Raw genomic sequence first — 24,767 nt, forward strand, 5'->3', positions numbered from 1 at the left:
GGCATTGGCATAACGCCTATGCCAGTTCTCTTGCAGCGGCGAGCAGGGCCAGCCGGGCAATCACACCGTAAGCATAAAAGCGATTAGGTTCTGCATCAGGTTTATCAAATTTATCCGGTGTAATACAGGATTGGGCAAACGCCAACGGTTCGAAATGCATACCTGGAGCATTGAGGTTCTCATCCACGCCTCGCCCGGTGTGCACACGATAAAATCCGCCGATAACAAAGTGATCCATCATATAAATTACCGGCTCAGCAACCGCTTCATCCTCTCCCAGCGTTTCGAAAGTATAGACTCCTTCCTGAATCAACACGTTATCCACCACCAGCCCCTCTTTGGCTGAGGACATCTTGGTACGCTGTTTACGGTTCAGGTTCAATAATTCGTCTGCACTTTTCACCATCATAATGCCCATTCCATAGGTACCTGAATCGGCCTTAAGAACCACAAACGGCTCTCTGTCTATGCCGTATTGATCGTATTTGTTCTGTATAGCGGTTAGCAGTGTATTGACGTTACGTGCCAGACATTCCATGCCATTACGTTCCATGAAATTGACTTCACCACATTGCAGACTCAGTGGTGAAACCAGCCATGGATCAATGCCAATCTGTTCAGCAAATGCATGGGCCACCATCGCATAGTGGGTAAAATGATCTGACTTTTTACGGGTTGACCAGCCGGCTTTCAATGGTGGTGCCAGCTCCTGTTCCAGATTTTCCAGAATCGCTGGTTGCCCGCCTGACATATCATTATTCATTAACACCAGACAGGGAGAGAAATCGCCAATGGCAACTCGATTACCCTGACGCTCTAATGGTGAAATTTCACAGATTTTGCCCGAAGGAAGCTCAACCGTTATCGGTTCCTTAATATCATCGCGCAAACTGGCAATACGTGCTTCCAGACCGGCTTTTTCGAAAATATCCCTTAAGGTTTCTACACTTTCAAGATAAAAAAGATTTCGTGTGTGGTTTTCCGCAATAATCAATACCCGCCGGGCTTTGGGACAAAGTCTTTCAACAGCTGCCTGTGCAGCCTGCACACATAGCGGCATAAAAGAAGGATTCAGGTTATTAAAGCCTGCAGGAAATAAATTGGTATCAACGGGCGCCAGTTTAAAACCGGAGTTTCGCAAATCTACCGAAGCATAAAAAGGCGCCGGCGTTTTTAGCCATTGCTCTCGCAACCAGCACTCGACATCGGCCTGCCGCTCCAGTAAATGCGCTTCCAGTTCCAGTAAAGGCCCGTTCAGGGCAGTAGTAAGGTGCGGTACGGCTGATGTCATGATGAACTCTCTGAATCAATAAAAATGAGGATGACGGGGTTAGAGTCTGTTTATCTCTCATCGCCGACAGTGGTGTCAATGAAAGATTAACAGAGCCTAGTTACTGTGATATGGGACACAGATCGGATATTTCAAGTCATACATACTCTGCCATGCGTTTATAAATGAGGGAATAACAGACCTTAACATCGAAAGTAGTCACTAGCCTGACGATCAAAAATGGGTTATCTTCAAGGCTGATTTTAATCGAATGTTTCAGGCTGTAGGTACAAATGACCGTGAGTGAGACTTTATCAGAATTTTCAGGCCTTAAGGTGATGGTCATCGATGACAGCAAAACGATTCGCCGCAGTGCCGAATCCCTGCTGCAGAAAGCAGGTTGTGAGGTTCTTACCGCGGACAATGGTTTTGAGGCGTTGCCTATAATCAGTGGGCAGCATCCCGATATCATCTTTATCGATATCATGATGCCGCGTCTGGATGGCTATCAAACCTGTGCCTTAGTGAAAAACAATCCTAAATACCGCGATATTCCGGTGGTAATGCTATCCAGCAAGGATGGATTGTTTGACCGCGCAAAGGGGCGGGTTGTTGGCGCAGAACAGTATCTGACAAAACCTTTTACCCGCGATGATTTACTGGATGCGATACGGACGCATTTGTTCGACAAAAACAAGGACGCTTAGGTTTATATGGCTTTAATCTTAATAGCCGATGACTCGCCAACTGAAGTGTATGTGTTACAGAAAATGTTGGAAAAAAATGGTCATGAAGTGATTGTGGCCACAGATGGTGAGCAGGCAGTTGCAATGGCGCAATCTCAAATGCCTCAATTAATTTTGATGGATGTGGTTATGCCCGGTTTAAATGGTTTCCAGGCGACTCGCAGATTAACGAAAGACGCCGCCACATCGCATATTCCAATTGTTATTGTGTCCTCCAAACATCAGGAAACTGATCGTATGTGGGGCATGCGACAAGGCGCCCGGGGCTATCTTGGAAAACCCGTCGCCGAGAATGACCTGATAGTACAGATTAACGAATTAGTGGAAATCTCAGCATGACCACGATGGACAACCCGGCAGATATCATTGCCACCCTTAAGGATATTGAGCGACGCAGTCAACAGCGTATGGCGGGCTTATCGCAGCAGGATAATATGGAGGGCGCCTGGACAGCTATCGGCTTCCGTCTGGAAAATTTACATCTGCTTATTCCCCTCAGCCAGTCCCGAGAAGTTTTCCCGCTACCACTACAGATTACCCCTGTTCCTAAATCACAGCCCTGGGTCGTTGGCATAACCAGCCTGCGTGGCGATCTTTTACCGCTAATCGATTTGAACCTGTTTTTGCATGGTAGCTCTAGCCCACCGGATAAACGCAAACGCGTTATTGTTTTGAACCATCCTGAGTTTTTCACTGGATTGATAGTGGATGAGGTTTTCGGTCTAAAACATTTCCAACGCCAACCTGAACCGGCAGATGCAAGACAGCACTTACATCTTAAACCGTATCTGCAGGGTCGACTTTACCAGCAAGAAACCTATTGGCACGTATTCAGCCTGCTTAAACTGGCTGAAGACCCAAAATTTTTGAATGCAGCCGCTTAACGATTTTATTTCAGGACATGCCCTATGAATGCCACCAGTAAACTGTTTTTTTCTTCGCTGCTTAGCGGCAAAAATCTGTTTTACCTTATCTTGATAATTCTTTTCAGTGGCTTGACGCTCGCCGGTATCTGGTTAATGGTGTCCGGACAATATGTTCTGGTTTATCCCGATCCACTGGTAACAGCTGCAGTCAGTGGTCTTAGCGTCATTTTGGCGGTGATATTCGCGTTGATGGTGGCGTATCAACCATTGCGTAAAATCAAACAATCCATGGATGAAATGGAGTTACAGAACCGCCATAACCAGGATGCGATTTTGCGCCTGCTGGATGAAATGGGCGATCTGGCCGATGGTGATCTGACCGTCACCGCGACCGTCACGGAAGACATTACCGGTGCGATAGCCGATTCCGTGAACTACACTATCGATGCATTACGCAGCCTGGTAGCCCAAATCAACTCAACTACCTTACAGGTTGCTTCTGCAGCACAGGAAACCCAGGCTACGGCCTTACATCTTACCGATGCCAGTGAACATCAGGCGCAACAGATTTCCGAAGTCAGCTCGGCCATTACCCAAATGGCAGCTTCTATCGAACTGGTGTCTGAAAACGCCACACAGTCTTCTGAAGTTGCGAAACAATCGGTAAGTCTTGCCGTACAAGGTAATGGTGCGGTGAAAAAGGCTATTCATGGAATGGACACCATTCGCGAACAGATTCAGGAAACATCCAAGCGGATGAAACGTCTGGGAGAAAGTTCGCAGCAAATCGGTGAAATCGTTGAACTAATCAATGACATCGCAGAACAAACCAATATTCTGTCCTTGAATGCGGCGATTCAAGCCGCTATGGCCGGTGAAGCCGGTCGTGGTTTTGCGGTAGTTGCCGATGAGGTTCAGCGACTGGCGGAACGTTCAGGCAGTGCCACTCGCCAGATTGATGCGCTGGTACGTACCATTCAAAGTGACACCAGTGAAGCCATCAGTTCCATGGAACAAAGTACCGCTGAAGTGGTTTCCGGAGCACGCCTGTCGCAGGATGCCGGTGCCTCGCTGGAACAAATTGAAACCGTTTCTCAGCAATTAGCCGAACTGATTAACAATATTTCCAGCAATGCAAAACAACAGGCTACAGCAGCGATTGGGACTTCAGAAAATATGAGTGTGATTCAGGAAATCACCATGCAGACGTCAACCGGTACCAATGAGAGTGCGGCGGCGATCGGCAGACTGCTTGAACTGACAAATGAACTGCGTAAGTCAGTCTCTGGTTTCAAATTACCCTGATGCAGCCTGAGCTGGTGGAGAAGCGACTATGACCCAATCCAGAGGCAACTACAATGCTCTGACATGGCTGCAGGATGAATTGCAGAAGTCTCTCGCTGCGTCATTACAATCGGTTCAGACCTATATTGATGATCCGCAACAGTCAGAATCGCTGAGCCGTTGTGTAGAGCATCTTTATCAGGTGAACGGTACGCTGGAAATGCTCAATCTGGACGGCGCACAGATGCTTGCGGCTGAAATGCAGTCCATTGCGGGTTATATGCGTTCATTCCCGGATGATAAACAAAATTCAGCATTGGAAACGTTAACCCGTGGCTTGATTCTGTTGCCGACGTATTTACAGAAAGTGAATGAGAAGTTTCCAGACAATGCTTTGTGTCTGCTGGACTCAATAAATGAATTAAGACTATTGAGAGATAAACCCGCTATTGCTGAAACCGATGTGTTTGCCCCGGATTTATCCATCAGCCTTCCGGACAGTATTGCCCCTAACCCGGCTCACACCGCTCCCCCACTAGAGCTGGAAAGACATAAAATAGCGCACGTATTTCAACACTTGCTGTTGACCTGGATGCGCGAACAGGACGATAAAAGTCTGCGTAAGATGCGGGGCATTCTGCGACATTTACGGCTGCAATGTTTGCAGGAAAAAACCGCGCTGTTCTGGTGGGTCGCTGAGGCTCTGCTCGAAGGTCTTGCACACCGAGGCATCCGCGATGATTCCAGCGCCAAACAACTTATTGGCAAAATGGCTTCGCCAATTCGACTGGTCTGTGAAGGTGATGAGAATTCATTACTGGCCGGTTATCCTGAAACCCTGCTGAAACAGTTACTGTTACTGGTTGCCCGCTCAAGCAGCTATGGCCCTTTAGTTACCGGAGTAAAAGCGCATTTTGGGCTGACCTTCTACGATCAGGCTTCACAATTAATTGGTCACAGTGACGCAGCATTACAGGAAGCGCAAAATGCTCTGCTCGAGCAACTTGAAGAACTGAAAGAGCGTATCAGTCAGTTTGATACGGCCGAAGACCAGGCCGATGAGGCTGTAAACGATATTAGTCTGCAACTACTGAGCATGGCGGATACGCTGACACTTTTACAACATCAGACGCAAAGTGATTTTTTACATAAACAACATACAGCACTGCAGAAATGCCTGGCGACTGATAAGTCCTATCACGATCAACTGACCAGTCTGGCTGATGACTTATTGCAAATCGAAGCCTTACTCAGAAAAACCGATGCCACAGACGCGATTCATCGTCAGTTACAAAAAACCGTATTAACCGAGTGCCTTAATGAGTTGGCCAGTGTTAAAGAACTATTGATTCTTCAATCAAATCATCAGGCGGACAATGATGAAACAACTCAGCAAAACCTGGCAAATAGCCTAAACATGCTGGCCGGCAGTCTCGATGTCCTGGATATCGGTAAAGCATCACAGCTGTTTTCATCATTGGCAACTAAGTTCAATGATGATGCTTTATCGATTAATACTCCCAAAGCTCAACAGGATATGGCCGAAATATTAGCGTCGGCAGAAATCTATCTGGAAAATCTGCACCGAACCGGTCAGGCCGATGAAAATATTCTGCAAACAGCTCTTAGGACGTTGCAAAATTTTGGGCAAAGCATTGAACAAACTGATGAATTGCAGCTATCCGAGATTAATTTTTCTGCCGATAAGTCCAGTGAGGATGATGCTAGTGCTGAAAATGAGAAGTTAAGCTCGGTTGATTTGTATATCAAAGCGCTCGAAGATAACACAGCAGATATTGACGCCTCTCAGCTCAGCATCGCTCCACCGGATCAGGAATCTTTTGCAGCGCAAGACATCAGCTACTCAGAAGAACAAGTTGAAGCGTTAGAGCTGCCTGAGATTAATTTTTCTGCTGAAAATTCCAGTGAAGCCCCCGCTGAAAAAGCTGAACCTCTGAAATTGAGTTCTGTCGATTTATATATCAAAGCGCTTGACGACAGGGAAACTGATACTGAAACTTTGCAGTTCGAAGATTTCAAGCCGTCTGTTGTAGACCTCAGCGAGGATGTCCCTGCAGATGAACCATTGGAGTTAGAGGATTATCAGTTAACGGACATCCACTTTGATCAGGAAGAATCCGAGGCCGCCAAATCAATTGCTTTTGAAGAACCAACATCTTTTTCTGCTGAAGCTGCCGACTCCTCCGAAAGTAGCAATAACTATATCTCCGGGAATTGGCAATTTGAAGAGCATATTAATCCTGAAATCGCTGAAGTTTTTGTTGAAGAGGCCAATGAAGTTTTAGACGATTTGCAGCAACTACTGCCTATTTGGAGTGAAACTCCGGAAAATGGCGATCTGCCAACCATCCGCCGTCATTTTCATACCCTAAAAGGCAGCGGGCGGATGGCTGGTGCAACTACCATTGCCGATATGGCACAAGCAGTAGAACATTTATTAAATCAGATTTTAGAAGATGCTTTACCTGTTTCGGATGAAATCATGGCGTTAGTCATGGAAGCCGTTCCGGAAGTTAACGAGTGTTTACATTTATTCACCCAGGCACAATCTGATTTCACTGAATCTGCAGCAGCATTAACCATACTGGCCAAACAACTCACTGAACAGGAAAGTGTGTTGGATAGTGCAGATGAAGAGGACGAAGACAAAGCTTTACGAGACATTTTCTATCAGGAAGCAGAACAGCACCTGCAAAACCTATTTGCTGAAACAGCTGTTTTACAAGTCGGCAAAGTCATTAATAAATCCATGCTCAGTGCAGCGCATTCTCTCAAAGGCTGTGCCAATATTGCCGGTGTCAAACCCGTCGCCATCATTGCCACCCAGCTCGACCAGACTTTCCGTAATCTTTACCACCAGCAACAAACGTTCACTGAAGAATCAATCAGCGAATTGAATGACATCGTCATGGAATTGAGTCAGTTGTTGCAGGCTGTAAAAACAGGGGAAGATGAGCCGGATATTCGCTTGCTGGATCGGCGAATTTTTGAACTTTGTCCGCAAAAGTCAGAACAAAGTCACACTGCGCGACTGGACCCGGAACAGTTGGTCAGCTTCCTTGAAGAGACTGATGCCCTCCTTAATGAGTACAGCCAGCAACTTGCTGCATGGCAGCAAACGGATAGCGAGCCTCCCCTAGCGTTACAACAGACATTAAATACGCTCGCAGAAAATGCCGAAAATAGCGTACTGCCTCAACTGGCAGCCCTTTATCAGTTAATGCAACGCCTTATCTCGCATCCTCAAAGCCGAAGCGAGAATTTAAAAGCCCTGCTTGATGAAGCGTTGGAAATTGTTAATGATCAGATTGAGGCGCTGATACAGCATAAGACACCAGCCGATTTCACCCTCTTCCGTGAACAGATTCGTGCCACTTTGACAGCTTTTGACAGTGTTTCCACGGTTGAGGTCGATCCGGAAATTCTGGAAGCGTTTACCGAAGAGGCTGCTGAATTATTAGTATCAACCGATCGTGCTATTAAACAATGGCAATCTGAGCCGGAAAATCCAGCAGGCCCTATGCAGTTGCAACGTGATTTGCACACCCTAAAAGGTGGTGCAAGACTGACTGCAACCATGGCTATGGCGGATTTAACTCATCAGATTGAAACATTGGTGCTGTCCGTTACCGACCAGCAGGAAACGCCGGACGATGGTTTTTTCAGTTTGCTGCAACGCTGCCAGGATCGGCTGACCGAAATGCAGGAACAGCTGGCGAGCCGGTCTGACATTCCCGCAGCCAATGATTTACTGCAGGAAATTCAACAGTATTCGGGATATGTACCGGCAGATATTGATAATAGGGATACGTTGCCGCAATCAGCTTCGACTGTTGAGCAACTTCCCCCGAAACCAGCAGCTTTAATAAGGCTCCAGCTGATACCGCTAAATCCAGCAGCTCACAAAGCTCGGAAAAAATCAGGGTACGAGCTGACCTGTTGGATTATTTGAGCAATTTTGCCGGTGAAGTCAGCATCACCCGCGATCAGGTAACCCAGCAGCATGGTGTCATGCATCAGCAGCTTGAGGAAATGGAAGAAACCGTTTCCCGCTTACAAGAGCAATTACGCAAACTGGAAATAGAAACCGAAACCCAGATCCTGTATCGCTATGAAGACACGGTTCAGGATACCAACACTGAATTTGATCCATTGGAACTGGATCGGTTTTCGACTATCCAGCAGTTATCACGCAGCCTGACCGAAACCGTTAACGACTTGAATAATATCAGTCGTTCAATGGGTAACCTGATGCGTGAAACCGATATTTTGCTACTGCAACAATCCCGGCTGAATACTGATTTACAGCAGGGTTTGATGCATACCCGTCTGCTGCCATTTAATTCGATAGTGCCGCGTCTGGAACGGATAGTCCGTCAAACCAATAGTGAATTAAATAAACAGTCCCAATTACTGGTCAGTGGCGCAGATTTGGAACTGGACCGTACTATCCTGGATCGGCTGGTGGCACCGATAGAACATATTCTTCGCAATGCTATCGCTCATGGGCTGGAAACTGCCGACGAACGTTCACAACAAGGAAAACAGCAATCGGGTCGGTTACAGATCGACATGCAACGTGAAGGCTCGGAGGTCGTCATCACCATAGCTGATGATGGTCAGGGGCTGAATATTGAAAAAATCAAACAGCGCGCTATCGCACAGAACCTGATTGATCCAAATAACATTCCTAATGAACAGACACTGATCCAGTTGATTCTGACATCGGGGTTCAGTACTGCCGACACTATCTCTCAATTAGCCGGTCGTGGCGTCGGTATGGATGTTGTCAGTAACGAAATTCGGGCACTGAAAGGTCGTTTATCAATCAGTTCACAACCTGGTAAAGGCACTCAGTTTCACCTGCGGCTGCCATTAACTTTGTCGGTTATGCAGGCATTGTTGATTTCGGTTAATCAACAGCAGTTTGCTGTGCCACTATCAGCTGTCAACGCCGGTGAGCGTATCAGCATACAGCGTATTGGCGAATTGATGGCTCAGCAGAAGCCTACCTATACTTTCCATGGCGAACATTATGACTTTATTCCACTCGGAAACCTGCTTGGTCAGCCTTTAAACCTGCTGGAAAATCTGTCGCACCAAATGCCGTTACTGTTATTCCGTAGCGGTGATATCAAAATTGCCCTGGCCATTGACAGTATTGATAGCAATCGGGAAATCGTTATCAAATCAGTCGGACAGCAGCTCGGACAAATCAGTGCGATCAACGGCGCAACTATCCTGGGGGACGGTCGGGTTATTTTTATCCTGGACATTCCAACACTAATCGAGGATTACCAGGCCCCCTCAGGTACAACTAACCTGCAGCAGGCCAGTGAGAGCTTTAAGCAAATCGAAGAAAATCGTAATCCACTGGCAATGATTGTGGATGATTCAATTACCATGCGTAAAGCAACGGAAGGCCTGTTAACCCGTCTTGGCTTTGACGTGGTGACAGCGAAAGACGGTGTTGATGCACTGGCCCGATTATACGAACAAACACCCGATATCGTGTTGCTCGATGTGGAAATGCCTCGAATGGATGGCTTTGAATTCGCCTCGATTATTCGTAACGATTCGCAATTCAAACACTTGCCAATCATTATGATCACTTCTCGTACCGGGGATAAACACCGTCAACGCGCGATGAGCATTGGAGTGAATGCCTACCTTGGTAAGCCCTATCAGGATGATGAGTTGATTATTTCGATGAAACAGCAACTCGCCTATAAATATCCTAACGAAAAGCGTTGAGAAAAACTCACAAAAGGCAATTATGCAGAAAGAAAAAGATTTTATTCATTGCATGTTGATTCCATTACGGCAGCATTATTTATTGTTACCGAACCCAACGATTGCCGAAGTTATTCCGCTGCCGCGTCTGACTGATAGTGATATCAACTCATCCTGGTGTATCGGACAGTTTTTCTGGCGTGATCTGCCATTAGAAGTGATTGATTTGGAAACGCTGATTGGAAGTGGCCAACAAAACAACCGCCAAATCAATAAACTATGCGTGATCAACGGCATCAACAGCGACGCTAAAATCAAACATTATGCAGTTGCCTGCTGTGGCGCGCCTCAACTTATCACCATTAATGAAACTGCTCTGCAACCCACGCATGATATTGTCGATTCGGACTGGCTTCACTGCCAGATTAAGATCGGATCCAATGTCGCTTTTATTCCAAAACTAGACAATATTGAAACTCATCTGCAAAACAGCTTGTCGGGTAATACAATCTCTGACAATTTGCTTTAAGATACCGGCATGAAAAATCAAATTCGCATTGCAATATTGCTGATGCTTGCCGTTTTTTTGCCTATTCAGGCAGTGACTGCAGCATCTGACATCAATCAACAGCGCAAGCTTTATCAGCAAGCCAAAAAAGCGCTGCAAACACATCAGCTGACTCAGTTTCGTCAACTCCAGGATCAACTGGAAGGTTATCCGTTGCAGGAATATCTGGACTATTTATATCTGCAACATCGGATAAACGATACCGAAGCAGCAAACATCAAACGCTTTCTGCAAACTCGTGAAGACAGCTTTTTCAAGGCGCGCCTGCGCGGCGCCTGGCTGGACAAACTGGCAGACAGTCAACAATGGCATCAGTATCTGGAGTTTTATCAAGCGCCTCAGTCAGCAGCACGTGAATGTCATTATGCCCGGGCATTAATCGCTACCAATCAACAACAGGCCGCTGCTGAAGCATTCGAAAAACTCTGGTTGGTTGCCGCCTCGCAGGACAAGGCATGTGATGCCGTTTTTCATCATGCAGAACAGCGTGGTTGGTTAACGGATGAATTACGCTGGCAACGGCTGCTACTGGCATTACGCAACCAGCAATTTGCTCTGGCTAACTATCTTGCCAAAACGGTAAAACAGAGTGCAACCGCCCAGGCCTGGACAAAACGCTGGGAAGATATTCATACAAACCCTGTCAGCTTGCTGTCTCAGTTACCGGCCCAGGCACCTGCTCAGGGAGTCTCTCTGGCACAGGATGTTGCTATGGCCAGAGAAATTATTGTTTATGGCCTGAAACGTTTAGCCAGAAATGATCCCGCTAAAGCCCACTATCACTGGACACGTCTGGAAAACAGTTATCAGTTTTCTACTGATGAACGCCATGATGTTCAGGGCAGCATTGGACTTTGGGCCGCGTTGGATCGTGACGATAAAGCACTTTATTATTATGGTGACACCCCAAATCATCCATGGCGTGTCCGTGCAGCCTTATGGCAACAAAACTGGCCTGAAGTACAAAAAGCTATCGCCAGCCTGGATGAACAAACACGTCAGGAAACACGCTGGCAATATTGGCTTGCCAGAAGTCTGGCAGAACAGGGCCAACGTACTGAAGCCGAAGCAATATGGCGCACATTGGTGGATGAGCGTGATTTTTATGCCTTTCTGGCAGCAGATAAAGTTGATGCTGACTATGCAATGAATCATCATCCTATTATCGCTGAGCCCCAATACAGCGAGTCGATTCTCTCCATGGACAGCGTACAACGCATGCGTGAGTTCTATCTGCAGGATGAGTTACTTGATGCCCGACGTGAAGCCTATTTTCTGCAACAAACATTGACTCCACGGGAACTGCAGATTGTTGCCACGGAAACCCATAAGTGGGGCTGGCACAATCAAACCATTGCCTTGTTAGGCACTGCACGCTACTGGGATGCATTGGATTTACGTTTTCCGGTGCTTTACGACACTGAAATGCGGCAGGCCAGTGCTGATGTAGGAGTAGATGCTTCGTGGTTACTTGCCATTGCCCGGCAGGAAAGTGCTTTTAATTCCAGAGCGCGCTCACATGCTGGCGCAATGGGGTTGATGCAGGTCATGCCCGCTACTGGTAAACAGGTTGGACGCTGGCTGAATAAGCCTTTAAAGCAGGATTCTGAGCTTTATCATCCGCCGCGTAATATCGAGATAGGAAGCTTTTATATCCGCCGGATGCAGGATCAATTTCAAAACAATCCAATACTGGCCACCGCAGCTTATAATGCCGGACCTCATCGTGTTTCACGCTGGCTACCGGAACAAACCATGCCTGCCGATATCTGGGTAGAGAACATTCCATTTACCGAAACCCGTCGCTATGTTCGCTCGGTGTTCAGTTATGCTGCTACCTATGACTTTCAAAGAAAACAGGCTATCAAGCGAATGTCGGAACGCATGCCAGCAGTACGCCCCAAAAACCCTTAATATAGCGTCATGCGAATATATAAAGTAGGTGGCTGTGTTCGGGATCGCTTACTGGGACGGCCGGTAAAAGATAAAGACTGGGTTGTTGTGGGCAGCACTGTAGAGGAAATGCTGGCTCAGGGATTTCGCCCTGTGGGCAAAGACTTCCCCGTCTTTCTGCATCCCCAAACCCACGAAGAATACGCGCTTGCCCGTACGGAACGGAAAACGGCGCCGGGCTATCATGGTTTCGAAATTCACGCTTCACCAGAGGTTACTTTAGAAGAAGATCTGGCACGTCGGGATCTGACTATCAACGCAATGGCTGAAGATGACGATGGCAATGTCATCGATCCATTTGATGGACAAACCGATCTGCATAACAAGACTTTACGCCATGTATCAAATGCCTTTGTTGAAGATCCGGTCAGGGTATTACGCATGGCAAGGTTTGCTGCCCGCTTCGGTTTTCATGCAGCCGATGAGACCAAACAATTAATTCATCAGATGATAGCCAATGGTGAACTGGAACATCTGGTCGCTGAGCGCGTATGGCAGGAGTTGGAAAAAGCGCTATTAAGCAGCCAACCCTCTTTATTTTTTTTCAGCTTAAAAGAAGTCGGCGCATTAAAAACACTGTTTCCAGAAATTGATCGGCTGTTTGGTGTTCCACAGATTTCTCAATGGCATCCCGAAGTGGATACCGGTGTGCATGTGATGCTGGTGCTGGATCAAGCCGCCAGACTAACTGATGATCTGGCCGTGCGTTTTGCCGTGTTATGTCATGATCTGGGCAAAGGAACGACCCCTGCAGACATTTTGCCAAGTCATAAAGGGCACGAACAACGCAGTATCGCATTAACCCATACGTTATGTGAACGTTTACGCGTACCACGTGAGATCAGCAGTCTGGCACTAAAAGTCGCTGAATTTCACACACATTGCCATTTACTTTTTGAATTATCAGCGCGTGAAGTATTAAACGTAATAGAAGGGCTTGATGCGTTTCGCAAACCGCAACGATTTTCACAATATCTCTTGGCTTGTGAGGCCGACTTTCGAGGACGTCCTGGTTACGAAAACACTGATTTTCCCGAAAAAGTCGCTTTTCAGGCCTGTTTTGAAGCTGCATCAGAGGTAAGCGCAGCACCTTTTGTTAATGAGGGATTGCAGGGTCCAGCTATTGCCTCGGCCATGGCAGAACAGCGATGCAGAATAATCGAACAGGTACTTAAACCATTTTGTAAAAACACCGATGGAAAAGTTAGCTGATCATTACAGCGCCCAATGCATAACGTATACTATTTTCATTTTTTATCAGACAGGATCTTTTCATGAGCAGTCAAATCTCCGCCAACTGGACCAGTGTTAACGCCGCCAGTAAGCCACTGGTTGATAAATTAATCGACAATGCTCAAGCCCTGCAATTGGAAATCAGTCATTTATCCAATGGTACACGCGTCGTTGATGCAGGTATCAATGCCACCGGTGGTCTGGAAGCGGGTCGACTGATTGGTGAAATCTGCATGGGTGGACTGGGTACCGCAACTCTCGGCAGTACCAGCGGTTTTAGCGATTGGCCATGGTCAGTGAATGTTCATGCAAAAACGCCGGTATTAAGTTGTCTTGGCAGTCAATATGCGGGTTGGAGTCTTTCTCATAAAAGTGAGGATGTGAAATTTTTCGCCCTGGGCTCCGGGCCAGGTCGTGCACTTGCTGCCCGTGAAGAGTTATTCAAGGAATTTGGCTATCAGGATAAAGCAGATTCAACGGTTATCGTGCTGGAAGTAGATAGCATGCCACCCGTCGAAATCGCCGATAAAGTTGCTGATAACTGTGGTATCAAACCTGAAAATCTAACGTTAATTCTGACCCCAACCACCAGTCTGGCAGGGGTAATGCAAATTGCCATTCGTGTACTGGAAGTGGCCATGCATAAAGCTCATACCCTGCACTTCCCGATGGATAAAATTGTGGATGGTTTTGGAACCACGCCTGTCGCACCACCCGGTGGTGATTTTATGACCGGCATGGGCCGTACCAACGACGCTATTCTGTATGGCGGTACCGTGCATCTTTTTGTGGACAGCACCAATGATGAAGCACAAGATCTTGCCAAGAAAATGCCCAGCAATACATCGTCTGATTACGGCCGTCCGTTCGGTCAGATTTTCAAATCGTACGAATATGACTTTTTCAAAATTGATCCGATGCTTTTCAGTCCGGCAAAAGTCATTATCACCAGCACCCAAACCGGGAAAAGCTTCACTGCTGGTGAATTGAATGCTGACTTATTGAAGCAATCTTTCGGACTTTAATGATTGACTATGCCTAGCGCCCGCGTTGCTGTTTTTAATGATACTCACGGGTGGCATAGTGCTCAGCTGACTGAAGCACTGGCTGACTTAAATATTGAAACGGTGCTTATCGATCTGGCGGAATGCCGGATCGATACCCGCAGTCCAACAGGCATGGTGATTCCTCAGTTTGAAACAACATTGCCTGATGCCGTGCTGGTCAGAGGGATCGCTCCCGGAAGCCTCGAACAAATCACCTTACGCATGGACGTATTGCATACCCTTGCCGAATTAGGTGTGCCAGTTTTGAATCCCGCCCATGCTATTGAACTCACCGTCGATAAAGCGCGTACGTCATTAAGACTCCATCTGGCGAATATCCCTTCTCCACATACCTGGGCTTGCGAAAGCCGCGAACAGGCATTGCAAATTGCCCGCGAAGAATTCGCCAAAGGGTTCAGCCTGGTCGTTAAACCGTTATTTGGTTGTCAGGGTAAAGGTATTCAACGGCTTGATGCGTTAGCACAACTGGATAATCTCTCAGTAGTTGGTGAGGCTTATTATCTTCAGCATTATGTGGCACCGGCTCAAATCGGTTGCTGGCAGGACTGGCGCTTGATGGTGGTCAATGGAGAAGTCATTGCGGCCATGACTCGTCGCTCGAATCACTGGATAACCAACTTTGCTCAAGGTGCCAGCTGTTTTGCCAGTACAGTGACCCATGAAATGGCACAACTTGCTATCAGAGCGACGGCTGCGGTGGAAGCACCTTATGCCGGCGTCGATCTGATTCAGGATCCGCAAGGCCAATTCAGTGTATTGGAAGTCAATAGCGTACCCGCCTGGAAAGGCTTATATCAGGCAACAGGTATTGATATTGCTGCTCGACTTGCAACAATGGTTGCTTCTCATATTCAGCAAACCAGACAGGTATCTCTCCCCGAACATGCTAGCTGAACAACAGATTGCTGACAGTGTCCGTTGGGCCTGTGAGCAGGAAGTCAACGCTCCAAAACCCGGCAATGTAAATGTCTGGAGTGACGGACATAATATGGCTGTGCAGGACTTTCTCTCCAGTGCTGCAGCAATTGCGCCGGTAATGGCGCAACCCAATCTAAAGGTTGGCGAACGGATTTTGCAGTCCATTAAAGCTACCCGTAAAGTCGTCGACTGTAATACCAACCTTGGTATCGTATTATTATTTGCCCCGTTATGTGATGCAATTCAGCGATGTTCCAGCTTTGATCAACTATCTTCAGAGCTTGAAAAAACCCTAGCGGCTTTAACCATTGAAGATGCCCGTCTGTGTTATGAAGCGATTCGGTTGGCTGATGCGGGCGGAATGGGTCAGCAAGCTGAAGAAGACATACATCAACAGCCAAAAGTCACCCTGCGAAAAGCGATGGAATTAGCGCAAAATCGAGACACAATCGCCTTGCAATATGTAAATAACTACCAGCAAGTATGGGATATCGGCTATAAACAATTGACAGAAGCGTTGAAATGTGGGGAAAAGGTTGAATGGGCCTCCACAATCGCGTATCTTTACTTACTAGCACGTGTGCCGGATACGCTAATTATCAGAAAGCAATCCCGGCATATCGCCCAGACAGTGGCACAGAAGGCACAGTTATTTATTTTAAAAATGAATAAAAATAGACCCTTAAGCAAATCAACAGCCGAGTTGACCGTCTGGGATCAAGAATTAAAGAGTCACGCCATAAATCCCGGAACCTCCGCAGATATGACCGCAGCAGCATTGCTGCTATTTGCGTTCGAGCAGGCGTTTGATTCAAACCGAATTTCAGTAGCACGATGCTTATAGCGGGCGGCACTGAGCAGGTGATACGTTCCTTTATTACGTATAAACCTCAATCTCACATAAAAAGGTTGAGGAAAAAATGAGCCTTTTTGACAATTTTTTTGGAACAGGAAAATATAACATGCCAGTTATCGATCGCGTACTTGTAGGTGAATCCTTAGTCATTGAAGATGGTGACTTAGACAACGTTGCTCACATTGATTTATTAATGGGCCCACGTGGTTCAGCAGCAGAAGATGCTTTCTGCCGCACTATGACCGACCAGAAACAAGGTGTTAACGGCCTGTTGGCTGTGGTTGCACCTAACCTGATGGTCAAACCAGCTACCGTTATGTTCAACAAAGTAACCATCAAAAACATGAAACAAGCTGTGCAAATGTTTGGCCCTGCACAACGTGGAGTTTCTGTTGCGGTTGCTGAGTGTGTTGAAGATGGCACTATCCCTCTCAGTGAAGCTGATGATTGCTTCATTTGCGTTGGTGTATTTATCTCACCAACTGCTGACAGTGATGAAAAAATCCAGGACTGGAACTACCGCGCAACTAAAGAAGCTATCAAACGTGCAGTAGCTCGTGAGCCTAAAGCGGCTGACGTTGTTGCACAATACAAAGCTTCTGAACACCCATTTGGTGCTAAGTAAGTTTTAGACTGATGTCAATGCCGCCCTTCGGGGCGGCATTTTCAGTTCATTATCTGGCGTACTGTATCGACGCCAAGCCTGCCTTTGTGCAAAGCACTGGCAATCAAAGCCCCTTTGATTTGGTTTTTTGCCAAATTCATTAAATCTTCTTCCCCACGCACACCACCCGCCGCAATTAATTGCGCACCAGGCTTAATCATTTGAATTTTATTCAGTAACTTTTCATCTGGCCCCCTATCCATCCCCACTGTATCCAGACTCATCACGATAATAGTTTCAGGCCATAAATCTACACGCGTTAACAAATCATGTTGACCCAATAACCGTCCCTGCCGAAAATCCAGCGATAATATAAATTCCTTAGGTTGCAACGTGGTTAACAATTGAAGATCCTGCAGAGTCTCACTCCCTAATACCGGCTTAATATTTGGTATATCACACCAGAACTGCCAATCATTCAGAGTACGGATGCCCGCATCCAGCCAGATGGTTAATTGTGGAAATAGCCGGTGCAGTTGCAAATAAAACGCTTTATCGATTTTTCCAATTTCGATTGCATCCAGATCCGCAATATAAATATCGGTAAACGCATACCATGTCAGTAACTGTTTAATCACCGCATTTGGATAGACACTGGAGGTTAATTGCGATTTAAGCGGCTGATAGTGATCACGCCTTCCACCTTGTGCATGTACGACCTTCCCCCCATCAGATCAATGACCGGTATAATCAACACTTCTTTAAGTAACCTTAGAAAAATGAACTTAGTCGTCTACGAGCATATCACCAGTGGCGCATTGTGTGACGAGCAGTTACCCCCATCGCTCTCACATGAAGGCGAAATGATGCTTTCTTCCATTGTGCAGGATCTTCTCCGGCTGGGTCAGATTCATATCACTATCCTTAGAGATAAGCGACTTAGTGAGTCTGACTGGATGAAGACCTCCAGTATCACGATAAAAACTTGCGCTAGTCGCCAGGAATTTGATCAAAATTGGCAGTATTGTTTAAAAAACCTTTCGTTTTTTTTACTGATTGCTCCCGAAACCGATAATATTTTATTGTCCCTGCAACAGCAGGTTATCGCTGCGAACAATCTCTATCTGGGGTGCTCAATTGAGGCAACCAGCTTTTGTACGGACAAAATTCAATGTTCTGAGCAACTGCTGAAAAAAGGCATTGCTACACCAGTGACTTTATCAGCTGCCGATGGTTTATTAGACCAGTGCTTGCTCGACCAGCCTTATGTCGTCAAACCTCAGGACGGTGCCGGTTGTCTTGATACTCTCAAATTTGAATCGATACAACAAACTCGACAATACCTGATAGGTCTGCCTAAAGAGGTACGAAACAAACTGATTGTGCAACCTTACCTTGATGGCCCGGCCTTGAGCATTAGTTTGTATGTGGGACAAAATAACATCGAGTTACTGTCAATTAATCAGCAATTAATCGAACAACAGGCACAACAATTTGTCTTTCATGGGTGTCAGGTAAACACTATTGCGACACAGCAATTTACTGACCAGCAGGCAATGCAGCTTGCCACTTTGATTGATCAGGCGATTGCAGGATTATCCGGCTACGTTGGTATCGATTTTATATTAACTAAGCAAGGGCCAGTGGTGGTAGATATTAACCCCCGATTGACAACAGCCTATGTCAACCTGGCAGCCAATAAACAGCGTAACCCTGCCCTGCCGTTATGGCAGCATCTACAACGTTTGCAGCAACAAGAAGCATATTATGCATAGACAAGAAAAAGGCTGTTTCACCGGCTGGGATATTGGTGGAGCACACTTGAAAGTAGTTCGCTGTAATAATCAGGGCGAATTATTACAGGCGCTTGAACTGCCCAGCCCACTTTGGCGGGGCAAAGAAGCGCTGCGCAAGGCTATTCGTCTGGCAGTTGATACGCTGAACAATGAATTGGATCAACAACTTGTTACCATGACCGGCGAACTGGCAGATTGCTTTGCTGACCGAGCTTCCGGTGTATCGGAAATTCTGGCCTGTATAGCTGAATATTTTCCAACTGATCGGGTTTCGGTATTCAGCAGCAATGGCTGGTTAAGTCAGGAACAAGCCCGCACTCACTGGGATAAAGTAGCTTCGATGAATTGGCTGGCCAGTGCCCAGTTAGCCGCTACAAATTATCCAGCAGGACTTTTAATTGATTGTGGAAGCACAACCACCGACATTATTACACTTAATCAATCTCAGCCACAATTAACCGCATATGATGATCAAGGCCGGCTAAAAAGTGGTGAGTTACTGTATACAGGTGTTATCCGTACCCCCTTGATGGCTATCGGGCAGAAGCTGCCGTTTCGTGGAGAGTGGCAAACTATCACGGCTGAATTATTTGCGACTACTGGGGATTGCTGGCGGCTGCTGGATAAAATCAGTGCTACACAGATTAATGATAGCAGTGCGGATGGCAATGATTGGCAAACCGAAAACTGCCAACGCAGATTAGCTCGAATGCTGGGAACCGATGCCAATTTGTTTACAGCAGAAGACTGGCAGAATGTCGCAATATGGTTTTCTGAACAGCAAATCCAGCAGATCCATAATGCCTGCTTACAGGTATTATCCGCTCATAGTGATCTTGATATGCAAGCACCGGTGATTGGCGCAGGTGCTGGACGATTTATCGTCAGCCAGATTGCTAAGCGTTTACAGCGTCCATATGTTGATTTTGATAGCCTGCTTGGCTCGCATGCAACCGCTGCGTCATACGCACCAGCCAGCGCACTCGCCCTTCTAGCCCAGAGGCAGTTCACGTAAAATACTGTGATGAATTCTCAATTGCCGCCTTTATGTGCCGAGCTTCCCTATCAAATAGACAGTGCCACACTGTTTGCTGCTATTCGTGATTTGCCGTGGGCGGTTTTCCTGGATAGTGCCATTACCGAAGGCGATAATGCCCGCTTCGATATCATCGCGGCAGATCCCTTTATTACGCTGCAGACCACCGGTCAAACAACAACTATTGACTATCGAACTGCAAATAGCCTGAATTCGGCGGACGATCCCTTTTTGTTGTTGCAGACTGTGCTGAAAAAATATGCTCAGCAGTCAACCGAACTGCCCTTCTGTGGGGGTGCCATTGGGTATTTCAGTTATGATCTGGGCCGCAGAATTGAAAGCCTGCCAAGTCTGGCGGTAGATTCGGAACAAATACCGGAAATGGCTGTTGGCATTTATGACTGGGCAGTGATTAATGATCATCAGCAACAGCGCTGCTGGTTAGTCAGTTATGGTGTTGACCCATTCACTCATCAGCAATGGTCAGATTTACTCAGCCGACTACACCAAATGCCAATCCCTGACTCCGCAAGCTTTAAAGTAACCGGTGAATTACATTGCAACATGGATCAACAGGCCTATCAAACGGCCTTTGAAAAAATAAAAAACTATATTACCGATGGGGACTGTTACCAGGTCAATCTGGCCAAACGTTACGAAGTAAATGCTGAAGGGGATCCCTGGATTGCCTATCAGCAGTTACGAAAACAGAATGCCGCACCTTTTTCAGCCTTTTTAGCAACGCCTCAGGCAGCCGTATTAAGTTCATCACCAGAGAGATTATTACGGGTCAAAAACAATCTGGTGGAAACCAAACCCATTAAAGGCACACGTCCACGGGATTTGCACAATGCAGAGCGCGACCGCATGCTCGCCCGGCAATTACAGGACAGCCTCAAGGATCGCGCTGAAAATGTGATGATTGTTGATTTGCTACGCAATGATCTGGGGAAAGTCTGTGCACCAGGTTCCATATCCGTGCCATCTCCTTTTGCGCTCGAGTCTTTTGCTACCGTACATCACCTGGTCAGCACTATTACCGGGACACTGGCTGAAGATCAGGATGCTGTCAGCTTATTAAGAGCCTGTTTTCCTGGGGGATCCATTACCGGTGCACCCAAACTGCGCTCGATGGAAATCATCGAAGAACTCGAACCGCAACGCCGTGGGGTCTATTGTGGCAGCATTGCTTTTATTGGCTTTGACGGCAATATGGACAGCAATATTACGATTCGTACATTGGTATTCAGTGATAATCGTCTGCGTTTCTGGGCTGGTGGCGGTATTGTGGCGGATTCCGAACTGGAAGCCGAATATCAGGAAGTGGCTGATAAAGCCGCGGCAATGCTGGGTCTGGTGGAGTCATTACGTTAAATGTATGTCGTTAAACTGGGTGGTAGCCTATATCACACTGCTGAACTCAAATCCTGGTTAACATTGCTGGAACAAACGGCGCTTAATGAGTCTGTGGTAATTGTTCCGGGCGGTGGTCCTTTTGCTGATATGGTGCGTCAGGCGCAGCAACTGCATAAATTTGATGATCAACATGCTCACCATATGGCGATCCTTGCCATGGCACAATATGGGTTGATGCTTCAGGCCTTGTTACCCTCCGCTGTCCTTGTAAAAACGCCAGCAGAAGTTTCCAGCCATTGCCAACTGGCTATCTGGTTGCCAGATGATCAATTACTGCAAGTCAAAGAAATTACCCAAAACTGGCAGATCACTTCCGACAGTCTGGCTTTGTGGTTTACACAGCAATTTCCACAAAGCAGCTTGAGTCTAATCAAACGTGTTTCCGCAGAGAGTGGAGATCTCAACGAGTTAAGTAAAAAAGGCATTATTGATCAGGGTTTTACTGCACTGTTCCAACAAAGACCAATTTCAACTCAATTGATCCATTATCAAGCCCTGGATAACTTTCCTGAGCATGGAATTAAGCTCAGATGAGCATTGCTTTAAGTCAACTATCCACCACGCTGTCAGCGTTAATTAATCAGTCTCTGCAACAATTCGACATCGATGCTAAAACGCTTCAACAGCTTTCCCAACAAATAGATACCTTACTCCTTGCAGGACAGCGTCACAGACAAGCAAACTGGGCAGGTCATATGACGCCTGCAGTAAATGAATTAGCCGCACTGGGAAAGCTTGTGGCGGCTTTGCATCAAGGTAATCTGCTCTCATCAGAGCTTTATCCAGAACTTGCAATCATTGAAAAAGATATCTTTGATTTTTTCTGTCCTTTATTTGGTCAACAACACGGGCATGCGACGCATGGTGGCAGCTATGGCAACCTTGATGCGTTATGGCAGGCTCGAAAAAAATTCGGTGGCCATTCAAACCGGGTATATGCCAGCGATCAATCTCACTATTCCATTTTCAAGGCGTGTGACATTCTGGGTCTGGAATTACAATTGATACCCACCAATGATTCCCAGCAGATGGATATTTCAGCACTTGCGTTTGCCTGTAACGAGTTGACTCCAATGGCCATTGTTGCCACAGCAGGCACTACCAGTAGCGGACAGATCGATGATATCAACGCGATTAAAGCGCTCATTGAGTATAGTCCGTGTTGGCTGCATATCGATGCAGCCTGGGGTGGTTTTTTAAGTTTGATCAACACCAGTCCACTGACCGACAAACAGCTCGGTCAAGCAGACTCAGTCTGTTTTGATCCGCACAAAAGTCTGGGGCAGCCCCGTCCCTGCGGGTTATTGATGTATCAGCAACCAATCAAAGCCACGGCCTCGCCAACCCAATACCTGACACAAAACCCACGTGACACATTACCGGGTTCCTATGGAGCAGAACTGTTACTGCCTTTATGGCTGACCATCAAAACACTTGGAAAAACAGGCCTTGGGGATCAAATCGACTTTCAACTCGACCAGGCCAGAAATTTTGCAGGTTTTCTCAATGAGCAGCCAGGATGGCAGGTAGAGGAGTCTCCCACTGGCATTGTCTGTTTTAATCCACCAACACAAAAAGACCTTTCCGATTTGCTTAAAAAAGGTATTTTTTCACTTACGGAAATTGCTGGAAAGAAAGTCTATAGGGCAGTCTTTGCCGGACCTGGCACCCGTAGTGACACACTGATTAGCGATCTGGCGCCTTATCTATAATCTGTTTTTGAACGCCGTCATAGCGTCTTAGCCAAGGCGATATTTTATTTAACGGAGAGGACCATTGTTGACTATCACGCATTGCTACCTGTTTTGAAGGATAGACCCCGTAGATCACGGCATACCAGACTTCACCATTGCGGATACTTTCAAAAACTGCAACATTACCTGTCAGTTCATTTTTTTCCACAAAGCTGTCCACTTCAGCCCTATCCCATGTACCCATTAATTGAAAGGTAAAATCAGTAGCGGATTGCTGCATAATCCACTCTTTATCCTTTAGAGTCGTATCAACCAGATCAGAAAATGCTGTATCAGCTTTCTCCGTGGTGGTAGCGGGTTCGGGAATTAATTCGACTGGAGGGTTAATTTGTTCAGGCGGTGAAGGTGGCTCAACCTCTTGTTCATCTGCTGTTTCAGAAGTCACTTTTTCTGTTTCAGAACTTGAATCATCATTCACCGTGTCAACGTCAGCAATAGATTCCTCTGAATCAGCAGTCTGAGAGGGTTGTTCAATTATTTCTACAGGATCAAGTAAAACGTCTGCAGCGACTTCCTGTTCAGGTTCAGGCTCTACTTCATCGGTCGGGGAAATGGTTTCGATTGCTGCTTCAACATCAGAGTCAGTCGTCGGTTCAGCTTCTATATCTGTCTGCTCCAACTCTTCGAGTAATTCGACTAATTCCTGGCGATCGGCTTCTGCAACACTGGTAAGTTCTTCTGGCTCATCCACAACGACCATGGGCAAGTTTTCGGTTAAAGCATCCGTATTTAGCACATCGTCTTCAATCGTGCTTTTATCAGCAACAAACAAGTCATTTATCTGCTGCTGGTAAAACAAAACCAATGCAAATAAAACACCCAGCGGAACCAGTCCAAACCATTTATTCCAGCGCAAAGAAACAGCAGGAAACTTGAAGCTGAAAGGCAGCTGCACCGGTTTGCCCTGTCCCAGTAAAAATTTATGGGCAAGATGATTCAATGCTGCCGGAACACCTGAAGACTGTCGATGAAAACGTATTAATGCTTTGTTATCAAATGGGCTGTCACCGTTGAAACCAACACCCTGTAACCGCTGCAATAAATAAGCAGCGGTTTCCTGTTGTGGAATTGGCCCCAGCAGTAAGGGTTGAATGCGCTCATTTTGAGAAGCCATGACATCAGCCGTAACATCAGTTACTACCGCCCGCCATAGATAGTTGCCTTCATGTTGCCAGTCAAACCAGGTTTTTAATTGCTGGAGTAATGGCTCGGCAAGCTTACTGATATCATCAATCAATAACACCGGACGAATCTGCAAAGTCTGCAGTTGTTGTAATCGCTGTTGTAATAGCTGAAGGTTGTTACTGCCCAGCGTACTCTCCTGAGGCGCACCAAAAACCTGTAAACAGCTGCTGACCATAAACTGAATGGTTAATGAGGGTTCTGCCTGAATCAGACAAAAACGCAAATCATCGCCCCCCGATTCATTAAGGCTTTTAAAGTAGTGGTTTTACCCAGACCGTTGCTGCCATACAGCAAAGGAATTTTGTCACTGGCCCGCAGCAGATGCAGAACCAGGTCCAGACGCTGCTTAATTTCCGGCCCCATATACAGTCCGGCTTCTGTCACCTCAGCACTGAATGGATTCGACTGAAGCGCTAATCTTGAAATATATTTTGGTTCAGCTGCCGCTGCAGTCATTGCAT

At 46.6% G+C, this 24,767-nt stretch carries 21 protein-coding genes and 1 pseudogene; 18 read left to right on the forward strand and 4 right to left on the reverse strand.

The annotated features are described in order from the left end of the window. Positions 1 to 16: 16 nt before the first annotated feature. Entirely contained in the window at positions 17 to 1,291 is a 1,275-nt protein-coding gene (gshA, locus tag AC08OG_RS14685) for a glutamate--cysteine ligase (protein WP_292358202.1), read from the reverse strand. 278 nt (positions 1,292 to 1,569) lie between these two features. Between gshA and pilG the strand changes: the two genes are divergently transcribed. The 13 genes from pilG (at position 1,570) to fae (ending at position 17,140) form a co-directional block, all read left to right on the forward strand. Beyond that, positions 1,570 to 1,977 carry a twitching motility response regulator PilG gene (gene pilG, locus AC08OG_RS14690; RefSeq protein ID WP_292358204.1) on the forward strand — a complete coding sequence of 136 codons (408 nt, stop codon included), beginning with the start codon at positions 1,570 to 1,572 and terminating at the stop codon, positions 1,975 to 1,977. A gap of 6 nt (positions 1,978 to 1,983) precedes the next feature. Next, positions 1,984 to 2,355, forward strand: coding sequence for a twitching motility response regulator PilH (pilH, locus tag AC08OG_RS14695; RefSeq protein WP_292358206.1), 372 nt, complete (start codon positions 1,984 to 1,986; stop codon positions 2,353 to 2,355). Further along, positions 2,352 to 2,900, forward strand: a complete 549-nt coding sequence (locus tag AC08OG_RS14700) for a chemotaxis protein CheW (protein ID WP_292358208.1) — start codon at positions 2,352 to 2,354, stop codon at positions 2,898 to 2,900. Before pilH ends, AC08OG_RS14700 begins: the two co-directional genes overlap by 4 nt. Positions 2,901 to 2,924: 24 nt before the next feature. Next, complete coding sequence (locus AC08OG_RS14705; protein WP_482929810.1) at positions 2,925 to 4,187, forward strand: methyl-accepting chemotaxis protein; 1,263 nt, start codon at positions 2,925 to 2,927, stop codon at positions 4,185 to 4,187. A gap of 28 nt (positions 4,188 to 4,215) precedes the next feature. Further along, positions 4,216 to 8,139 (forward strand): Hpt domain-containing protein, encoded by a 3,924-nt coding sequence (locus AC08OG_RS14710; RefSeq protein WP_482929811.1) that lies wholly within the window; start codon positions 4,216 to 4,218, stop codon positions 8,137 to 8,139. Beyond that, complete coding sequence (locus AC08OG_RS14715) at positions 8,127 to 9,941, forward strand: hybrid sensor histidine kinase/response regulator (RefSeq protein WP_482929812.1); 1,815 nt, start codon at positions 8,127 to 8,129, stop codon at positions 9,939 to 9,941. The genes AC08OG_RS14710 and AC08OG_RS14715 overlap by 13 nt, the downstream gene beginning before the upstream one ends. Before the next feature lie 22 nt (positions 9,942 to 9,963). Next, entirely contained in the window at positions 9,964 to 10,449 is a 486-nt protein-coding gene (locus AC08OG_RS14720; RefSeq protein WP_292358214.1) for a chemotaxis protein CheW, read from the forward strand. A gap of 9 nt (positions 10,450 to 10,458) precedes the next feature. Beyond that, a complete protein-coding gene (locus tag AC08OG_RS14725; protein ID WP_482929813.1) occupies positions 10,459 to 12,402 on the forward strand; it encodes a transglycosylase SLT domain-containing protein in 1,944 nt (647 codons plus the stop codon). 9 nt (positions 12,403 to 12,411) lie between these two features. After that, on the forward strand, positions 12,412 to 13,653 hold the full coding sequence (locus tag AC08OG_RS14730; RefSeq protein WP_482929814.1) for a multifunctional CCA addition/repair protein: 1,242 nt from the start codon (positions 12,412 to 12,414) through the stop codon (positions 13,651 to 13,653). Positions 13,654 to 13,715: 62 nt separating this feature from the next. Beyond that, positions 13,716 to 14,699 (forward strand): methenyltetrahydromethanopterin cyclohydrolase, encoded by a 984-nt coding sequence (gene mch / locus AC08OG_RS14735; RefSeq protein ID WP_292358220.1) that lies wholly within the window; start codon positions 13,716 to 13,718, stop codon positions 14,697 to 14,699. Between the two features lie 9 nt (positions 14,700 to 14,708). Beyond that, positions 14,709 to 15,635: a RimK family alpha-L-glutamate ligase gene (locus AC08OG_RS14740; protein WP_482929815.1), complete on the forward strand. Its 927-nt coding sequence runs from the start codon at positions 14,709 to 14,711 to the stop codon at positions 15,633 to 15,635. Next, positions 15,625 to 16,503 carry a triphosphoribosyl-dephospho-CoA synthase gene (locus tag AC08OG_RS14745; protein ID WP_292358223.1) on the forward strand — a complete coding sequence of 293 codons (879 nt, stop codon included), beginning with the start codon at positions 15,625 to 15,627 and terminating at the stop codon, positions 16,501 to 16,503. Before AC08OG_RS14740 ends, AC08OG_RS14745 begins: the two co-directional genes overlap by 11 nt. Before the next feature lie 76 nt (positions 16,504 to 16,579). Continuing rightward, positions 16,580 to 17,140, forward strand: a complete 561-nt coding sequence (fae, locus tag AC08OG_RS14750; RefSeq protein WP_269147703.1) for a formaldehyde-activating enzyme — start codon at positions 16,580 to 16,582, stop codon at positions 17,138 to 17,140. Between the two features lie 41 nt (positions 17,141 to 17,181). Here fae and AC08OG_RS14755 read toward each other — a convergent pair. Then, positions 17,182 to 17,832: pseudogene (locus AC08OG_RS14755) on the reverse strand (HisA/HisF-related TIM barrel protein); the annotation flags it as partial. 66 nt (positions 17,833 to 17,898) lie between these two features. Between AC08OG_RS14755 and AC08OG_RS14760 the strand changes: the two are divergent. From AC08OG_RS14760 to AC08OG_RS14780, 5 genes are read left to right on the forward strand one after another with little or no spacing between them, the layout of a single operon-like run. Next, complete coding sequence (locus AC08OG_RS14760; RefSeq protein ID WP_482929816.1) at positions 17,899 to 18,894, forward strand: ATP-grasp domain-containing protein; 996 nt, start codon at positions 17,899 to 17,901, stop codon at positions 18,892 to 18,894. Continuing rightward, on the forward strand, positions 18,887 to 19,930 hold the full coding sequence (locus AC08OG_RS14765) for a hydantoinase/oxoprolinase family protein (protein ID WP_482929817.1): 1,044 nt from the start codon (positions 18,887 to 18,889) through the stop codon (positions 19,928 to 19,930). The genes AC08OG_RS14760 and AC08OG_RS14765 overlap by 8 nt, the downstream gene beginning before the upstream one ends. Before the next feature lie 9 nt (positions 19,931 to 19,939). Beyond that, the gene (pabB, locus tag AC08OG_RS14770) at positions 19,940 to 21,325 is read left to right on the forward strand and encodes an aminodeoxychorismate synthase component I (protein ID WP_292402991.1); all 1,386 of its coding nucleotides are present in this window, start codon (positions 19,940 to 19,942) and stop codon (positions 21,323 to 21,325) included. Continuing rightward, positions 21,326 to 21,901 carry an amino acid kinase family protein gene (locus AC08OG_RS14775; protein ID WP_482929818.1) on the forward strand — a complete coding sequence of 192 codons (576 nt, stop codon included), beginning with the start codon at positions 21,326 to 21,328 and terminating at the stop codon, positions 21,899 to 21,901. After that, a complete protein-coding gene (locus AC08OG_RS14780) occupies positions 21,898 to 23,079 on the forward strand; it encodes a pyridoxal phosphate-dependent decarboxylase family protein (protein ID WP_482929819.1) in 1,182 nt (393 codons plus the stop codon). The genes AC08OG_RS14775 and AC08OG_RS14780 overlap by 4 nt, the downstream gene beginning before the upstream one ends. On the opposite strand, the gene AC08OG_RS14785 is transcribed toward AC08OG_RS14780, so the two are convergent. After that, positions 23,054 to 24,529 carry a hypothetical protein gene (locus AC08OG_RS14785; RefSeq protein ID WP_482929820.1) on the reverse strand — a complete coding sequence of 492 codons (1,476 nt, stop codon included), beginning with the start codon at positions 24,527 to 24,529 and terminating at the stop codon, positions 23,054 to 23,056. The genes AC08OG_RS14780 and AC08OG_RS14785 overlap by 26 nt on opposite strands. Then, positions 24,514 to 24,762, reverse strand: a complete 249-nt coding sequence (locus AC08OG_RS14790) for a hypothetical protein (protein ID WP_482929821.1) — start codon at positions 24,760 to 24,762, stop codon at positions 24,514 to 24,516. The genes AC08OG_RS14785 and AC08OG_RS14790 overlap by 16 nt, the downstream gene beginning before the upstream one ends. Positions 24,763 to 24,767: the final 5 nt, after the last annotated feature.

This window comes from Methylophaga sp. F7, assembly GCF_056863975.1.

Excerpts from the sequence above, each read along its gene's own strand:
- gshA (WP_292358202.1), bottom strand. The coding sequence starts at position 1,291 with ATGACATCAGCCGTACCGCACCTTACTACTGCCCTGAACGGGCCTTTA.
- pilH (WP_292358206.1), top strand. The coding sequence starts at position 1,984 with ATGGCTTTAATCTTAATAGCCGATGACTCGCCAACTGAAGTGTATGTG.
- AC08OG_RS14700 (WP_292358208.1), top strand. The coding sequence starts at position 2,352 with ATGACCACGATGGACAACCCGGCAGATATCATTGCCACCCTTAAGGAT.
- AC08OG_RS14705 (WP_482929810.1), top strand. The coding sequence starts at position 2,925 with ATGAATGCCACCAGTAAACTGTTTTTTTCTTCGCTGCTTAGCGGCAAA.
- AC08OG_RS14710 (WP_482929811.1), top strand. The coding sequence starts at position 4,216 with ATGACCCAATCCAGAGGCAACTACAATGCTCTGACATGGCTGCAGGAT.
- AC08OG_RS14720 (WP_292358214.1), top strand. The coding sequence starts at position 9,964 with ATGCAGAAAGAAAAAGATTTTATTCATTGCATGTTGATTCCATTACGG.
- AC08OG_RS14725 (WP_482929813.1), top strand. The coding sequence starts at position 10,459 with ATGAAAAATCAAATTCGCATTGCAATATTGCTGATGCTTGCCGTTTTT.
- AC08OG_RS14730 (WP_482929814.1), top strand. The coding sequence starts at position 12,412 with ATGCGAATATATAAAGTAGGTGGCTGTGTTCGGGATCGCTTACTGGGA.
- mch (WP_292358220.1), top strand. The coding sequence starts at position 13,716 with ATGAGCAGTCAAATCTCCGCCAACTGGACCAGTGTTAACGCCGCCAGT.
- AC08OG_RS14740 (WP_482929815.1), top strand. The coding sequence starts at position 14,709 with ATGCCTAGCGCCCGCGTTGCTGTTTTTAATGATACTCACGGGTGGCAT.
- AC08OG_RS14745 (WP_292358223.1), top strand. The coding sequence starts at position 15,625 with ATGCTAGCTGAACAACAGATTGCTGACAGTGTCCGTTGGGCCTGTGAG.
- fae (WP_269147703.1), top strand. The coding sequence starts at position 16,580 with ATGAGCCTTTTTGACAATTTTTTTGGAACAGGAAAATATAACATGCCA.
- AC08OG_RS14760 (WP_482929816.1), top strand. The coding sequence starts at position 17,899 with ATGAACTTAGTCGTCTACGAGCATATCACCAGTGGCGCATTGTGTGAC.
- AC08OG_RS14765 (WP_482929817.1), top strand. The coding sequence starts at position 18,887 with ATGCATAGACAAGAAAAAGGCTGTTTCACCGGCTGGGATATTGGTGGA.
- pabB (WP_292402991.1), top strand. The coding sequence starts at position 19,940 with ATGAATTCTCAATTGCCGCCTTTATGTGCCGAGCTTCCCTATCAAATA.
- AC08OG_RS14775 (WP_482929818.1), top strand. The coding sequence starts at position 21,326 with ATGTATGTCGTTAAACTGGGTGGTAGCCTATATCACACTGCTGAACTC.
- AC08OG_RS14780 (WP_482929819.1), top strand. The coding sequence starts at position 21,898 with ATGAGCATTGCTTTAAGTCAACTATCCACCACGCTGTCAGCGTTAATT.
- AC08OG_RS14790 (WP_482929821.1), bottom strand. The coding sequence starts at position 24,762 with ATGACTGCAGCGGCAGCTGAACCAAAATATATTTCAAGATTAGCGCTT.